General features: G+C 60.2%; 13 protein-coding genes. 7 read left to right on the forward strand and 6 right to left on the reverse strand.

The window, feature by feature from the left end; translation table 11 throughout:
- Positions 1-175: 175 nt before the first annotated feature.
- From dcd to apbC, 3 genes are all read right to left on the reverse strand, one after another.
- Positions 176-757: a dCTP deaminase gene (gene dcd / locus BS300_RS01150; protein WP_041207718.1), complete on the reverse strand. Its 582-nt coding sequence runs from the start codon at positions 755-757 to the stop codon at positions 176-178.
- Between the two features lie 63 nt (positions 758-820).
- Positions 821-1,465 carry a uridine kinase gene (gene udk, locus BS300_RS01155; protein ID WP_041207717.1) on the reverse strand — a complete coding sequence of 215 codons (645 nt, stop codon included), beginning with the start codon at positions 1,463-1,465 and terminating at the stop codon, positions 821-823.
- A 110-nt stretch (positions 1,466-1,575) separates the two neighbouring features.
- Positions 1,576-2,658, reverse strand: coding sequence for an iron-sulfur cluster carrier protein ApbC (gene apbC, locus BS300_RS01160; protein ID WP_071910187.1), 1,083 nt, complete (start codon positions 2,656-2,658; stop codon positions 1,576-1,578).
- Between the two features lie 186 nt (positions 2,659-2,844).
- Here apbC and metG point away from each other — a divergent pair, with 186 nt between their 5' ends.
- A complete protein-coding gene (gene metG, locus BS300_RS01165; RefSeq protein ID WP_071910189.1) occupies positions 2,845-4,878 on the forward strand; it encodes a methionine--tRNA ligase in 2,034 nt (677 codons plus the stop codon).
- A 99-nt stretch (positions 4,879-4,977) separates the two neighbouring features.
- Here metG and BS300_RS01170 read toward each other — a convergent pair whose 3' ends face one another.
- Both BS300_RS01170 and BS300_RS01175 read right to left on the reverse strand, forming a co-directional pair.
- Complete coding sequence (locus BS300_RS01170; RefSeq protein WP_071910191.1) at positions 4,978-5,736, reverse strand: CHAD domain-containing protein; 759 nt, start codon at positions 5,734-5,736, stop codon at positions 4,978-4,980.
- Positions 5,737-5,751: 15 nt separating this feature from the next.
- Entirely contained in the window at positions 5,752-6,024 is a 273-nt protein-coding gene (locus tag BS300_RS01175) for an acylphosphatase (RefSeq protein ID WP_033113652.1), read from the reverse strand.
- An 82-nt stretch (positions 6,025-6,106) separates the two neighbouring features.
- Between BS300_RS01175 and BS300_RS01180 the strand changes: the two genes are divergently transcribed.
- The 6 genes from BS300_RS01180 to BS300_RS01205 all read left to right on the forward strand — a co-directional run bounded on the left by BS300_RS01180 (position 6,107) and on the right by BS300_RS01205 (position 13,597).
- Entirely contained in the window at positions 6,107-7,537 is a 1,431-nt protein-coding gene (locus BS300_RS01180; RefSeq protein ID WP_041207712.1) for a methyl-accepting chemotaxis protein, read from the forward strand.
- 110 nt (positions 7,538-7,647) lie between these two features.
- A complete protein-coding gene (locus tag BS300_RS01185; protein ID WP_025201720.1) occupies positions 7,648-8,841 on the forward strand; it encodes a class I SAM-dependent methyltransferase in 1,194 nt (397 codons plus the stop codon).
- Between the two features lie 345 nt (positions 8,842-9,186).
- Positions 9,187-10,371 carry an acyltransferase gene (locus BS300_RS01190; RefSeq protein ID WP_071910193.1) on the forward strand — a complete coding sequence of 395 codons (1,185 nt, stop codon included), beginning with the start codon at positions 9,187-9,189 and terminating at the stop codon, positions 10,369-10,371.
- Between the two features lie 409 nt (positions 10,372-10,780).
- Positions 10,781-11,818, forward strand: coding sequence for a selenide, water dikinase SelD (selD, locus tag BS300_RS01195; protein WP_043850834.1), 1,038 nt, complete (start codon positions 10,781-10,783; stop codon positions 11,816-11,818).
- Complete coding sequence (gene mnmH / locus BS300_RS01200) at positions 11,815-12,930, forward strand: tRNA 2-selenouridine(34) synthase MnmH (RefSeq protein ID WP_071910196.1); 1,116 nt, start codon at positions 11,815-11,817, stop codon at positions 12,928-12,930. Before selD ends, mnmH begins: the two co-directional genes overlap by 4 nt.
- A gap of 22 nt (positions 12,931-12,952) precedes the next feature.
- Entirely contained in the window at positions 12,953-13,597 is a 645-nt protein-coding gene (locus tag BS300_RS01205) for an MBL fold metallo-hydrolase (protein WP_071910198.1), read from the forward strand.
- Positions 13,598-13,777: 180 nt separating this feature from the next.
- Here the strand turns inward: BS300_RS01205 and rnd are convergent, their stop codons facing one another.
- Positions 13,778-14,890, reverse strand: a complete 1,113-nt coding sequence (gene rnd / locus BS300_RS01210) for a ribonuclease D (protein WP_071910200.1) — start codon at positions 14,888-14,890, stop codon at positions 13,778-13,780.
- Between the last annotated feature and the right edge of the window lie 93 nt (positions 14,891-14,983).

Genomic DNA, 14,983 nt, shown 5'->3' on the forward strand with positions numbered 1-14,983 from the left:
CCCCTTTTTCACCCCCAATGGGCATAAAAAAGCATAAAAATATCGTTTGCCAACCATTCTCATCCGACCAGCCAGGAGCCATCCGTATCTTCGCAGTGTCCGCTCGCCTGCAACCTAGCCAAAAAAAGAGGAGCCACTTTGTGCTCCTCTTTTCCAATCATGCCTGCAGGCTGCATCAATCCTGGTTGATACGGCTGGCGACAGCACCTTGCTGGCTCTTGTACTTGGCATTTTCCCGCTTGTTGTACGGACGGGCGGCAGTGCCTGAAAGCATCTCGAAGTTCAACGCGCCGATCTTCATCTTGGGGCGTAGCGCCAGCGGCAATTTGCCGCCATTGTAGAACTCCAGCACGATACGGCCAGACCAGCCCGGATCGATACGGTGTGCCGTGACATGCACCATCAGACCGAGACGGGCCAGCGAAGAGCGACCATCGAGCCAGCCGACGATATCTGCTGGCAGGGTGACTGATTCATAGGTCACGGCCAGCGCCAGCTGACCCGGGTGCAGATAGAAGGCTTCGCCATCGGGGATATGGATCTCGTCGCTCATCACCCGATCGATGGCATCGGCCATCTCGCTGCTCGGGCCGCTCAGGTCGATATAGGGAGCGGTATGATCGCGAAACACCCGAAACTCGTTACCCAGCAGTACATCGACGCTGACACCACTGATCCGTTCTACACCGGGCCGTGGCTCAATGACGATCTTGCCCTCATCCAGATGGCGTTCGATATCGGTATCACACAGACGCATTGGGCGACTCTCCTGACTACTTTATGCTTTAAAAAAGCCGGGCATCACCCGGCTTGTTTCAACTTAACCAATCAACATGTGGCGAATACGCGCCTTGAGCATGTCGATCGCGATACGGTTCTTGCCACCACGGGGCACAATCACATCGGCATACTGCTTGGAAGGCTCGATGAACTGCAGGAACATGGGGCGTACTGTCTTTTGATACTGTTTGAGCACGGAGTCCATGGTCCGGCCACGCTCCTGCACGTCACGCACCAGTCGGCGCAGCAGACAGATGTCCAGCGGTGTATCCATAAAGATGGAGGCATCCATCAGGTCGCGCAGACGGCTGTCGGTCAACAGCAGAATACCTTCGAGAATGATCACACGGCGCGGGGCGAACGGAGTCACCTCGCTCATCCGGGTGTGCTCGGTGTAGGAGTACTGGGGAATGTCTACCGCATCCCCTTTCAGCAATTGACTCAGGTGCTGAACCAGCAGGTCGTGATCCAGCGCATTGGGGTGGTCATAGTTGGTTTTTACCCGCTCTTCCATGGTCAGGTGGGTCTGATCACGGTAGTAGCAATCTTCGGTGATCACACCAATCTGACCTGCACCCAGTTCTGCCACCAGCTCTTCATAAATGGTCTGGGCTATAAGACTTTTGCCAGACGCAGACGCGCCGGCAATACCGATGATCACACACGAATGTTGAGTATCAGACATGACAAATACCTAAAAGAGAAGAGCAGTGGGGATTGTTTAAACCGATCCATTATATGAAAAAGGGTGGGCCATGCCCACCCTCAAATCCCCATCAGGTGACCGACAGCTGATTATTCATCCAGCGCGACAGTATAAAGCGGGGTCGCAATCGGTTTTGCGCTGAAAAAGAGTTCGGCTCCCACCCTGCGCGCCAGCTTCAAATAGGCCTGAGCCAGGCTTCCTTCCGGCGAACTGAAGACGGTCGGGCAGCCATCATCCATGTGCTGGCGGATGTCGATGTGCAGCGGCAGCTGACCAAGCAGCGCCACTTGATACTGCTCTGCCATCTTCTGGCCGCCACCGGTACCGAACAGCGGCTCATGGTGGCCACAGGCGCTGCAGACGTGGTAGCTCATGTTCTCGATGATGCCGAGCACCGGCACATTGACCTTGTGAAACATGGCGATCCCCTTGCGGGCATCGGCCAGCGCCACATCCTGCGGGGTGGTGACGATCACCGCCGCCGAGGTGGGCACCTGCTGGGCCATGGTGAGCTGGATATCACCGGTGCCCGGCGGCATGTCGACCACCAGATAATCCACCTCGCCCCAGCGGGTCTCGTGGAGGATCTGCGCCAATGCCTTGCTCGCCATCGGGCCGCGCCAGATGGTGGCATCCTGCTCGGAGACCAGATAGCCGATGCTGTTGCTCTTGAGACCGCAGGCCATCACCGGCTCCATCAGCTTACCGTCATGACTGACCGGGCGCTCCTTGAGGGTGCCCATCATGGTAGGGATGGAGGGGCCATAAATATCGGCATCGAGGATGGCAACCCGCGCCCCCTCCTTTTTCAGGGCCAGCGCCAGGTTGACCGCGGTGGTGGACTTACCCACACCGCCCTTGCCGGAAGCAACCACGATGATGTTGCGGATCCCCTGCACTGCGTTGAGCCCCTGCGCCCGCGGCATGCTCGCCACATCGATCTCCAATGCCCAATCGATACGGGAGGCGCCGGTGGCAGCGCGCAATCTGGCGTCGAACTCCTCCTTGAGGGTATCGAGCAGCGACAGCGCGGCAAAGGGCAGCACCAGGCGGACAGAGAGACTTTGATCCTTGCTGATGACGTCGCGCACAAATCCGGCACCGACCAGATCCTTGCTCCAGCCTGCCGGCTTAAATTCGGCGAGGATCTGTTTTACTGAATCAATCACCATTAACTCCTCATTATGTTGTCATTATCTTGAGGTGAACGGTTACCGCACACAAATCAGTGGCTTGCCTGCGGTACAGATGGTGTATCCGGCCAAGCCCGGCACAGCTACAACCCTAGGCAGGCTACCCCCAATTCGGGTAACATGCACGGCACTCTATCATCCCAACAAGCACATCAAGAACGTAATATGGCAACTGATCCTCGTAAAATGCTGGTAACCTGCGCCCTCCCCTATGCCAATGGCTCCATTCACCTTGGCCACATGCTGGAACATATCCAGGCCGATATCTGGGTTCGTTATCAGCGAATGCGCGGTCATCAGGTGCACTTCATCTGTGCCGATGATGCCCACGGCACCCCGATCATGCTCAAGGCACAGCAGATGGGGATCACCCCGGAAGAGATGATCGCCGCGGTCTCCAAGGAGCACCAGGCCGATTTCGCCGGGTTCAACATCAGCTTTGACAACTATCACTCCACCCACAGCGACGAAAACCGCGAGCTGGCGGAGTTGATCTACGGCCGCCTGAAAAATGGTGGTTTTATCAAGAGCCGCACCATCTCCCAGCTGTTCGATCCGGAAAAATCGATGTTCCTGCCGGACCGTTTCGTCAAGGGTACCTGCCCCAAGTGCAAGTCTCCGGAGCAGTATGGCGACAACTGTGACAGCTGCGGCGCCACCTACAGCCCGACCGAGCTTATCGATCCGAAATCTGCCGTCTCCGGTGCCACTCCGGTGATGAAGGACTCCGAGCACTTCTTCTTCGACCTGCCGCAGTTTGAAAAATGGCTGGCAGAGTGGGTACGTGGCTCCGGCGCCATTCAGGAAGAGATGGCCAACAAGATGCAGGAGTGGTTCGAAAGCGGCCTGCAGCAGTGGGACATCACCCGTGACGCCCCCTACTTCGGTTTCGAAATTCCCGGCGCCCCGGGCAAGTACTTCTACGTCTGGCTGGATGCGCCCATAGGTTACATGGCTTCCTTCAAGAACCTGTGCAACAAGCGTGGCGACATCGACTTTGACAGCTACTGGAAAGCGGACTCCGACGCCGAGCTCTACCACTTCATCGGCAAGGACATCGCCTACTTCCACTGCCTGTTCTGGCCGTCCATGCTGGAAGGTGCCAACTTCCGCAAGCCGACCAAGGTCAACGTGCACGGTTATGTGACCGTCAACGGCGCCAAGATGTCCAAGTCCAAGGGCACCTTTATCAAGGCATCCACCTACCTGAACCACCTGGATCCGGAGTGCCTGCGTTACTACTACGCCGCCAAGCTCAACAGCCGCATCGACGATCTGGACCTGAACCTCGAAGATTTCGTGCAGCGGGTCAACGCTGACGTGGTCAACAAGCTGGTCAACCTCGCCTCCCGCAACGCCGGCTTTATTGCCAAGCGTTTTGGCGGCAAGCTGGCGGCAACCTGCGCCGAACCCGAGCTCTACGCCGAGTTTGCCAACGCCCGTACCGCTATTGCCGAGGCTTATGAGAGCCGCGAGTTCAGCCGTGCCATCCGCGAAATCATGGCGCTGGCCGACAAGGCCAACCGCTATGTGGACGACAAGGCTCCCTGGGTCATAGCCAAGCAGGAAGGGGCAGATGCCGAGCTGCAAGCGGTTTGCTCCGTCGGTATCAACCTGTTCCGCGTACTGATGGCCTACTTGAAGCCCGTCATGCCGCTGCTGGCCGAACGTGCCGAAGCCTTCCTGGCCGAAACCCTCAGCTGGGATGGCATCGAGATGCCGCTGGTCGATCACACCGTTGCACCGTTCAAGGCCCTCTTCTCCCGCATCGAGCCTGCGAAGATTGAAGCCATGATCGAGGCATCCAAGGAAGACCTGGCCAAGGAGCAGGCACCGAAAGTGACCGGCCCGCTGGCTGATGACCCCATCAGTGAAACCATCACCTATGACGACTTTGCTAAGATTGACCTGCGCGTAGCGCTGATCAAGAAGGCCGAAGCGGTACCGGAAGCCGAGAAGCTGCTCAAGCTGCAACTGGATATCGGCGGCGAAACCCGTCAGGTGTTTGCCGGTATCAAGTCCGCCTATAACCCGGAAGATCTGGAAGGCAAGCTGACCGTGATGGTGGCCAACCTGGCGCCGCGCAAAATGCGTTTCGGCATGTCCGAAGGCATGGTGCTGGCCGCAGGCCCGGGCGGCAAGGATCTCTGGATCCTGGAGCCGCAGGAAGGCGCCCAGCCGGGCATGCGCGTCAAGTAAGCGTATCGACCCCATACAAAAGAGGCCTGCGGGCCTCTTTTTTTGTCTCTGCACTCTCTTAGTTTCTGCAACTCTGCGATTGAGCATCCAGCAGGATGGTTAGAGCGGGCTATCCAGCATCGCCACCTTGAGTCCTACCAGTTCCGCCTGCTGACAATCGAGGCGGCGCAATCGCGCCACTATCTTGCGCTTGAGTTTGCACCTCACCCTGCGCTGCCGTTTGTTCCCTTTCAGGGCGCGCCGCCACTGCCGCCAATCCTGCAACTGCCCGAGCCGCTCCTGCCAATGACTAAAGGCGCTGACCCACTGCGCCTCCCCCGCCCCCAGCTCCAGCAGTAACTCGGCGCCGTAGCGCGCCTGTTTTATCTCAAGGCGCAGATGATGCCAGCGGCGCAGCTGCTGGCGATGGGAGGCGTCGCCAGCCGGGTGCTCATCAAGTCGGCTCAATGCCCCATCGAGGCGGCGCGCAAGGTGGCGCCGGTAGTGACGAGCCAGCCCTGAGGTATCGGGAGTTTGCTCCAATGCATCCAGCCAGCGGGCAAGCAGGCCCGAAAAAAGGGGAACCGTCACCTTGGGCAAGACGATTGTGGATGACGCGCCAAAGCGCGCGGCGTAAACCTGTGCATCGCGCAGGGCCGAGAGTCGGCCAATGGCTCGCTGCAACCGTCGTTCCAGTTTTGAATGACAAAGGGCGGGTCGCCACAATGCGAGCAGCGCCTGCATGCGGCGCGCAGCGATGCGGTAACCATGGACATGGGTCTCGCTCGCTTCACGGCGCACCGCGCGGGCGGCATGGCGGTAGCTGGCAACCAGCACCCGGGCCTGCGCCAGCAAGGGATCACGCGTATCGGCAACCATGATGTCCCCGGCAGATCAGTTGGTATGAAAGCCCTGGCCGCTTGGCGGCAGCGCCTCTTCATACTCCATCCGGGTCACCCGGGCGGTGCGCGGGCCATGTTCCAGCCAGCCCAGCATCATCTGTACCCCCTGCGTCGGCCCGCTGATGAGGATCTCCACCGAGCCATCCTCCAGGTTGTAGGCATGGCCGCGCAGCCCCAGCTGCAAGGCACGCTCACGGGTGAAGTAGCGAAATCCGACCCCTTGCACCTGCCCCCACACCCGAATGACAAACGATTGCTCTCCCATTTCTCACACCTTCTGCTTAAGAAAAAAATTCCCGAGACGATAATGTGCCCGACACTCTATCTCTGCAGGATGCAGCTCCATTATGAAAGAAGTTAAATTCCGGTGGGTTGACCGCTATCTCATTCACCTCACCATCAGTGAAAAATTCCACATCGCCTTCTGGCTTCCCCTGCTGATCATCGCCTTTCTCAGCTGGTATCTGCTGGCAAACAGCCACGAGCAGGAGATAAAACTCAAGGTTGAGCAGTTGCAGCAGCGGGTCGAGAGCACGGCACAACTGGTCAGCCAGCAGCCAACGCTCACTCTGCCAGCCGATCTGCGCATCCAACCACAAGGGGTGAGCGGACTCGAACAAGAGGGCGATCGCTACCGCTTCACCGCACCAGCGGGTCAGGCTGGCTATGTGACCGGCGAGCTCGACACCAGTACCTCCTCCATGTGGGATGATCAGGGCACCACTCTCACCATGATTGGCGCACTGGCGGCCCTGATGGCACTGGTGATCCACTACATGATGACCTTTGTCTCCGGCGCCCTGTACTCCACCAACAAGGCGCTGCAAACCGTGGCCGACGGCGATCTCACCTTCCGCCTCAACTTCTTCCCGGTACGCGACGAGTTCTCTACCCTGGCGGGCAGCATCGACCGCTTTACTGACCGCCAGCACCAGATCGTCAAGCTGGTCGAAGAGTCTGCCGAGGCGCTGACCATGGCCGCCGACGAGTTTCGCGACCACGCCAGTGAAGGCGAAAACATGGCGCGCGCCCAGCGCCAGCACATGGATTCGCTGGCCACCGCCATGGAACAGATGTCAGCCGCCATTCGCGAAGTGGCGCGCAATGCCAACGACACCCTGCAGCAGACCCGTCAATCGAGCGAAGAGGCGGCCAATGGCGCCAACCGGGTGGCCCGTACCATAGAGGCGATCCGCACTCTGGCCGACGAGATTGGCAATGCCTCCGGTGCAGTCGAGCGCCTGACTCACAATGCCAACCGCATCAACGAGGTGGTAAGCGTCATCAACGCCATCTCCCAGCAGACCAACCTCTTGGCCCTCAACGCCGCCATCGAAGCGGCCCGCGCCGGTGAGCAGGGCCGCGGCTTTGCGGTGGTGGCGGACGAAGTGCGTACCCTCGCCAGCCGCACCCAGCAGGCAACGGTCGAAATCCAGAAGATGATCGAAGAGCTGCAAGCCGGCACCGGGGCGCTGAACGACATCATGGAGAAAACCGTGGGGCGCGCGGCCAGCAGCCAGCAACTCATCAGCGAGGTGGGGCTCGATATCGAGAAGCTGAGCAATCACAGCGATGCGGTACTGGAGATGAGTACCCAGATCGCCACTTCCAGCGAAGAGCAGAGCTCGGTGGCCGCCGAGATCACCCACAATCTGGATCAGGTACGCCATGAAGCAGCGCAGGTGGAGGAGTCTGCCAGCGCCTCGGTGGCTGGCACGCAGGGGCTGAAAGCCACCGCCAGCGAGCTGACCCGGGCACTCAAGGGGATCCGGATCTGATCTGTCAGTCACATCCGGTTCGGGTACGCTGATGCACCGGGCCGTTTGAGTTTTACCTGCGGGCCACATAGAATGTGGCCCCTTTTCTTTTGACCATCTGGCAAACATCCATGAGCGCTTCCATCTATCTCGTCAAAGGCCGCGAAAAATCCCTGCTGCGTCGCCACCCCTGGATCTTCTCCAAGGGGATCGAGCGGGTTCAGGGCAACCCCATTGACGGCGATACCGTCGAGATCCTCACCCATGACGGCAAATGGCTCGCTCGTGGCGCCTGGTCGGGCAGCTCCCAGATCCGTGCCCGGGTCTGGACCTTCGACAAGGATGAGACCGTCGATCTCGACTTCTTCATCCGTCGTCTCAAATATGCGCAAGAGTCCCGTGACGGGCTCATCAAGCGTCAGGGCCTCACCGGTTATCGCCTCTGCGCTGCCGAATCCGACGGTCTGCCGGGTCTGACCATCGATCGTTACGCCGATTTTCTGGTGTGCCAAATTCTCTCTGCCGGTGCCGAGTTCCAGCGTGAGCTGATAACGCAAGCACTGCGTACCCTCTACCCCGAGTGCAGCATCTATGAGCGCTCCGACGTGGCGGTGCGCAAGAAGGAAGGGCTGAAAGAGCGCACCGGCGTCATCTATGGCGAGACCCCGAACGAGCCGGTGGTCATCGAGGAGAATGGCGGCGTCAAGATCCTGGTAGACATTCGCAACGGTCACAAAACCGGTTTCTATCTGGATCAGCGGGACAACCGTCAGGCTGCCGCCAAGTACACCGAAGGCAAGCGGGTGCTCAACTGCTTCTGCTACACCGGCGGTTTTGGCGTTTATGCCCTCAAGGGTGGCGCCAAGGAAGTGGTCAACGTCGATCTATCCCAGAATGCGCTGGATATCGCCCGCCAGAACGCCGAGCTGAACGGGCTGGATACCAGCAACACCCAGTTTGTCCGTCACGACGTGTTCAAGCTGCTGCGTGAATATCGCGAGAAGGGCGAGAAGTTCGACGTCATCGTGCTGGATCCGCCCAAGTTCGCCGAGAGCAAGGCTCAGCTGCTGGGTGCCTGCCGTGGCTACAAGGACATCAACATGCTGGCGTTCCAGCTGCTGGCGCCGGGTGGCGTGCTCTTGACCTACTCCTGCTCCGGCCTGATGGAGCAGAGCCTGTTCCAGAAGATCGTTGCCGATGCGGCGCTCGATGCCGGTCGCGATGCCCAGATCCTGGAGCTGCTCTCCCAGGCCTCCGATCACCCCATCGGTACCGCCTATCCAGAAGGCTTCTACCTCAAGGGTCTGGTGGTACGCGCCCGCTGATCGGCAACCACCCTCCCCTTGTGATCAATCAGGCCCCTTGCGGGCCTGATTGTTTTGCTTTACGCCTATAGACCTGACCCTCGCCCCGTTGACCACCCTCTCTGCTTTATTGATGTTCTCTCTCCTCCTATTTCCCTGCCTGCGTCCCACGTCTTTATCTGTTTAAATTTTTTTGCACAATAACTGCACATTTATGATTTAAATCACACTCGAATGACTCTCTCTCCCGTAATGTGATCCCGCCTGCGGCAGCCAAGCCGGGGCAACCGTCCCATCAGGATTGATGGACGGTACAACAACAAAAATCGATGTCAGGCCAAGCTGAACATCACAAGGGATCCCGTTATGAATCAATCATTGCCGCTGTTAACGCCGCTGCGGGGCATCGCTGCCCTGATGGTGGTGCTGTTCCATGCTCGCTTGCTGCTCTTTCCCCAGTGGATGGAGTCGATCGCAGGCCACACCCAACTCATCGAGAATGGCTACCTCTGGGTCGATCTGTTCTTTATTTTGAGCGGCGTGGTGCTGGCCCATGTCTATGGCGAGGCCTTCACCCGCACACCCCGCACCGTGAGCTATGGCCGTTTTCTCTGGCTGCGGCTGACCCGCGTCTACCCCCTCTACCTGGTAACCCTGCTGTTGCTGGTCGGCTGGGAACTTTACAAGGCGCAGCACGGGGTGGGTTTCTACGCCGGCCCCTTGTTCAAGATGTGGGAGTGGGAAGGGATGCCCCCCTTCGGCTCCCCCTTCACCCCGGCCGAGGCGTTGCCGAGCGCCTTTCTGCTGCTACAGGTGGTAACCGATCACGGGTTGACCTGGAACTTCGCCGCCTGGTCCCTCAGCGTGGAGTGGATAAGCTACCTGCTGTTCCCGCTGCTTATTCCGCTGGCGGTCACCCGCAGTCGCTGGAGCCATCTCGCCCCCCTGCTGGCGCTGACGGTGCTGGCCTTTATCGTGCACAGTCGCGGCACCCTGGATGTCACCAGCGGCGCGCTGGCGGTGGGGCGCGGGGTGAGTGAATTTGTGCTTGGCCTCTGGCTGCTGCCGAGGGTCAAGGCCGCGCAAGGCTTGCCCATGATGAAGCGAGATCTGCCGCTGCTGGTCGCCTTTGTGCTGCCCTTCGCGCTGATGCAGTTCACCATGACGCCACCACTGACACTGCTGCTGATCGGCTCCTACGTGCTGCTGATCTGGATTGCCGCCTGCCAAGGCGATCGCCAAAGCCCGCTGCTACGCCTCCTGGATAACCGCTTCACCAACTGGCTGGGGGATCTCTCCTACTCCATCTACCTGCTCCACGCGCTGGTGCTGCTCACCGGTTGCGAGCTTATCCACTATCTGGCGCCGGGGATCACCGAATGGTGGTATGGCCAGACCAACCCGCTGCTGGGGGTGGTAGCAACCTTGCTGATGCTGGCGGTGCTGATCGGGCTCTCGGCGCTGAGCTACAACCTGCTGGAGCGGCCACTGCAACGGCGCCTGCGCCGCTGGGGCAAGGCTCGCCAGCCGGTGCTGGAGCAAGCCGGCTAACCCGTTTTCGCCAACTGATAGCCCCGCAGAGGTCAAGCCAACCTCTGCGGGGCAAATCCACGAGAGCTCACCCCCTGCCGATAACTGAGCGGCTCATGCCAGAGCCCTCCTCCCTAACCCTCCACCCGCCAATCCCCTTCGCTTTGTGTTAATTCCTGTTCGAACCGGAGGGGGCATTTGTGGCATAATGCCCTGTCCTGTGGCCCTTGGCGGGGCTGTGTTGGCGCATCTGTCGCCTCTTCTTCCCCGTCCTACCCGGCAGCCCTGCGTGACTGCCTGACATCACTGCTTCCAGAAGCAGCAAAGGCCACCTATTTTTGCGGCTCTTTACATGACGGTAGATGGCCGCGCATTGACCAAGATGGCTCCCGCAGAGCCTCTGCACACGGTGCACAAACAAGGGGTAAGTATGTCTTCCATTCGTCTGACCCAATACAGCCACGGCGCTGGCTGTGGCTGCAAAATCTCTCCCAAGGTGCTCGACACCATTCTCAAGAGCCAGATCCCGGGCTTCAACGACCCGACCCTGATCGTTGGCAACAGCAGCAAGGATGACGCGGCCGTGGTCGATATCGGCAACGGTCAGGGCATTGTCTCCACCACCGACTTCTTCATGCCCATCGTCGATGACCCCTTCACCTTTGGCCGCATTGCCGCCACCAATGCCATCAGCGATATCTACGCCATGGGTGGCAAGCCCATCGTTGCCATCGCCATCCTCGGCTGGCCCATCAATACCCTGGCGCCGGAAGTGGCCCAGCAGGTGATCGACGGCGGCCGTCAGGTGTGCCACGAAGCGGGCATTTCGCTGGCCGGTGGTCACAGTATCGATGCCCCCGAGCCAATCTTCGGCCTCGCGGTCACCGGTATCGTGCCTCTGGATGCCATCAAGCAGAACGACACTGCCAAGGTGGGTGACACCCTCTATCTGACCAAGCCCCTCGGTATCGGTATCCTCACCACCGCCCAGAAAAAGGGCAAGCTGAAGCCTGAACACGAGCAACTAGCCCCCAACGCCATGTGCACTCTCAACAAGATTGGCCAGCGCTTTGCCGAGCTGCCGGGTGTCCACGCCATGACCGACGTCACCGGTTTTGGTCTGGCGGGCCATCTGCTGGAGATGTGCGAGGGATCCAATGTCAGCGCCCGCCTCGACTTCAAGGCGCTGCCGCTGCTGGACGAGGTGGATTACTACCTCGCCGAGGGCTGCGTCCCGGGCGGGACCCTGCGCAACCACGACTCCTACGGCCACAAACTCGATGCCATGGACGATCGCACCCGCAACATCATGTGCGACCCGCAAACCAGTGGCGGCCTGCTGGTCGCCGTGGGGAAAGAGAGCGAAGCCGAGCTGCTCGCCATCGCGCGCGAAGCTGGCCTTGCGCTCTCCCCCATCGGCCAGATCAAGCCCCTTGAGGGCTCCCGCTTTATCGAGATTGTCCAATGAGTGAATTGCCACTGGCCACGGACTACGCCCAACTCTTTTTGGACGATGTGCCGTTGATTGATGTGCGCGCCCCCATCGAGTTCAAGGAGGGGGCCTTCCCCTGCTCGACCAATCTGCCCTTGATGACAGACGATGAGCGCGCGCAGGTGGGGACCTGCTTCAAGAAGCAGGGTCAGGCCGCCGCCATTGAGCTTGGACACAAGCTGGTGGGGGGAGCAGTACGTGCCGAGCGACTCGAAGGCTGGCTGGCGCAGTTGCGCCAGCAGCCCGATGCCGTGCTCTACTGCTTTCGCGGCGGCCTGCGCTCGCAAACCGTACAACAGTGGCTGGCTGAAGCGGGGGGGACTCGCCCCCGCGTCGCCGGTGGCTACAAGGAGCTGCGCCGTTTCCTGATCGACACCCAGGACAAGGCCTCTGCCGAGTGTCACTGGAGCGTGCTGACCGGCATGACCGGCTCCGGCAAGACCCACATGCTCGATCAGGTGACCCAGGCGGTGGATCTGGAGGGGCATGCCCATCACAGGGGCTCCTCCTTCGGTCAACTGCCCGGCGGCCAACCCAGCAACATCAACTTTGAAAACAACCTCGCCATCGAACTGCTCAAGCGCCGCCATCGCGGCGAGCAGACCTTCGTGGTCGAGGACGAGAGCCGCCTGATTGGCCGCTGCTGCCTGCCCCTCTCCCTCCATGAGGCCATGAGTCAGGCACCGCTGGTGGTGGTGGATGTTCCGCAAATCGATCGGGCAGAGCAGATCCGCGAAGATTACGTGCACGATCTCTGGCTGCGCTATCAAGCCATGTATGGCCAAGAAGAGGGATGGCCACTGTTTGCTGCCTACCTCACCGATGCGCTGGCCCGCCTCAAGCGCCGTCTCGGCGATCAGGCCCACCGCGAGCTGGATGCCCTGATGCAGACCGCCCTCACCGAGCAGGAGAAGAGCGGCGATACCGCGCTGCATCTGGCCTGGATCACGTTGCTGCTGACCCGCTACTACGACCCCATGTATCTCTACCAGCTTGGCAACAAGCAGGAGCGCATCGTGTTTCGCGGTGACAAACAGGCCTGCCTCGACTATTTCGCCGAGCAGCATGCCAGCGCGCTGCGCGGCTGACCCATCCCAAGAGAGGAACTCTATGTTGAAATTCGAGGTGATCCCGGTCACCCAGTTCGCCCAGAACTGCTCCCTCATCTGGTGTGACGAGACCCATCAGGCGGCCTTGATCGATCCGGGCGGCGAAGCAGACAAACTGCTGGCCGCCATCGCCAAGCGCGGCCTCACCCTGACCCACATCCTGCTGACCCACGGTCATCTGGATCATGTGGGCGCTGCCGCCGAGCTTCGGGAAAAAACCGGCGTCGCCATCACCGGCCCCCACAAGGAGGACACCTTCTGGCTCGACATGCTGCCCCAGCAGAGCCAGATGTTCGGCTTCGCCCATACCCCAACCTTCACGCCGGATCGCTGGCTTGAGCAGGGTGACAAGGTGCAGCTTGGCCAGTGCGAGCTGGATGTCTACTTCTGCCCCGGCCACACCCCGGGCCATATCGTGCTGCTCTCCCAAGCCGAACGGCTCGCCTGGGTGGGCGACGTGTTGTTTGCCGGCAGCATCGGCCGCACCGACTTCCCCCGTGGCGATCACGGGACGCTTATCAAGTCGATCACCGAGACCCTGCTGCCGCTGGGTGACGAGATCGTCTTTATCCCGGGCCACGGCCCCAGCTCCACCTTCGGCCGCGAGAAGGCGAGCAACCCCTACCTGACCCAGCCTATCTGGTGATCAAAAAAGGCAGCGGTGTTCCGCTGCCTTTTTCACTCTTCCTCTATTCCCGCTAGCACCAGCCAAATTGATCGCTTGGCCAGATCGGCAGCCACGTCATTGCCTCTCTCTGAATGTCGCCCGATAAAAAATCCCCACCCGAGGGTGAGGATTGATTCATAGGTGCAACAATCAGTGCGCTTATTGTTCCAAAAGGTGACCGACCAGCTCATGGCGCCACCCTTGCAGCAGCATGGGTTTGTCGGCACGGGCACGCTCCGTATCTCCCATCCGCCAGCTCCAGGTGAAGTACTGGTGGATGATCTTCTTGCTGGCAATCAGCTCGGGCGGAATGTTGCTCGCCTTGGCCTTCTCCTCCACCAGCGCCTTGATCCGCTTGAGCTCGCCCTTGTACTGGGGATAGTCCACCAGCCGGCGAATGGGCTCGGGCCAGCTGTCGGGATCGCTCTGCTGCGCCTTGGCAACGATATCGAGCATCCGCTTGCCGTGGATCTTGATTTCGATGGGCGAGAGACCGAGCTCGTTGAGATCGCGCAGGGAAGCGGCACGGCGCTCCGCGACCTTGAACAGGTGCAGCTCTTTGACCACAAAGTTCAGAGCCAGATCGCGGCGTACCGCCTCCTGCTGGCGCCAGGCGGCCAGTTCACGCAGGATGGCCAGTTCGCGGCGCCCCAGTTGCCAGGCGTTGACGATATCGAGATAGGCCTGACGGGGATCGCTGCCCTGGGTCTTGCGGGCGGAGTGGCTGTGGCACTCCTGCTCGAACCAGGCAAACTTGCCGCTTTCACGCAATTTGGCCATCACCTTCTCGTAGAGCGGCATCAGGTAGAAGACGTCAGCCGCGGCATATTCAAGCTGGCGCGGGGTCAGCGGGCGAGCCAGCCAGTCGGTACGGGCCTGATCCTTCTCCAGCTCCACGCCGAGGAACTCCTTGACCAGCGCGCCGAAACCGACCGATACGCCGTGGCCGAGGAATGCGGCGGCCAGCTGGGTATCGTGCATCTGATTGGGCAGATGGCCGGCCTGATGCTGGATCAGCTCCAGATCTTCACCGGAGGCGTGCAAAATGGCGATCTGCCCTGCCCGGCCAAGCCGCTGCCAGAGCGGAGCCAGATCGAGAGTAAGCGGGTCAAGCAGCGCCAGTTGCTGGCCGTCATAGATCTGAAACAGGCCAAGCTGGGGATAATAGGTGCGGGTGCGAACGAATTCAGTATCGATAGCCAGGGGAACGTCGGCCAGAGAAGCGAGATACTGCTCAAGTTCGGCTTGCTGAGTGATAAGTTGATATTGCATCTGTGCCTGCGCGGTTGATCAGGGCCAAAAAGAAAAAACCGTGGGATGACCCACGGTTTTGCATCACTGCGACACACCAGAAAGCCCGGTGCA

Origin of the sequence: Aeromonas sp. SCS5 (assembly GCF_001887375.1) — a bacterium.
GTDB lineage: Bacteria > Pseudomonadota > Gammaproteobacteria > Enterobacterales > Aeromonadaceae > Aeromonas > Aeromonas jandaei.

Bases quoted from the DNA above. Each gene is read 5' to 3' on its own strand.
- dcd (WP_041207718.1), bottom strand. From the start codon at position 757: ATGCGTCTGTGTGATACCGATATCGAACGCCATCTGGATGAGGGCAAG.
- udk (WP_041207717.1), bottom strand. From the start codon at position 1,465: ATGTCTGATACTCAACATTCGTGTGTGATCATCGGTATTGCCGGCGCG.
- apbC (WP_071910187.1), bottom strand. From the start codon at position 2,658: ATGGTGATTGATTCAGTAAAACAGATCCTCGCCGAATTTAAGCCGGCA.
- metG (WP_071910189.1), top strand. From the start codon at position 2,845: ATGGCAACTGATCCTCGTAAAATGCTGGTAACCTGCGCCCTCCCCTAT.
- BS300_RS01170 (WP_071910191.1), bottom strand. From the start codon at position 5,736: ATGGTTGCCGATACGCGTGATCCCTTGCTGGCGCAGGCCCGGGTGCTG.
- BS300_RS01175 (WP_033113652.1), bottom strand. From the start codon at position 6,024: ATGGGAGAGCAATCGTTTGTCATTCGGGTGTGGGGGCAGGTGCAAGGG.
- BS300_RS01180 (WP_041207712.1), top strand. From the start codon at position 6,107: ATGAAAGAAGTTAAATTCCGGTGGGTTGACCGCTATCTCATTCACCTC.
- BS300_RS01185 (WP_025201720.1), top strand. From the start codon at position 7,648: ATGAGCGCTTCCATCTATCTCGTCAAAGGCCGCGAAAAATCCCTGCTG.
- BS300_RS01190 (WP_071910193.1), top strand. From the start codon at position 9,187: ATGAATCAATCATTGCCGCTGTTAACGCCGCTGCGGGGCATCGCTGCC.
- selD (WP_043850834.1), top strand. From the start codon at position 10,781: ATGTCTTCCATTCGTCTGACCCAATACAGCCACGGCGCTGGCTGTGGC.
- mnmH (WP_071910196.1), top strand. From the start codon at position 11,815: ATGAGTGAATTGCCACTGGCCACGGACTACGCCCAACTCTTTTTGGAC.
- BS300_RS01205 (WP_071910198.1), top strand. From the start codon at position 12,953: ATGTTGAAATTCGAGGTGATCCCGGTCACCCAGTTCGCCCAGAACTGC.
- rnd (WP_071910200.1), bottom strand. From the start codon at position 14,890: ATGCAATATCAACTTATCACTCAGCAAGCCGAACTTGAGCAGTATCTC.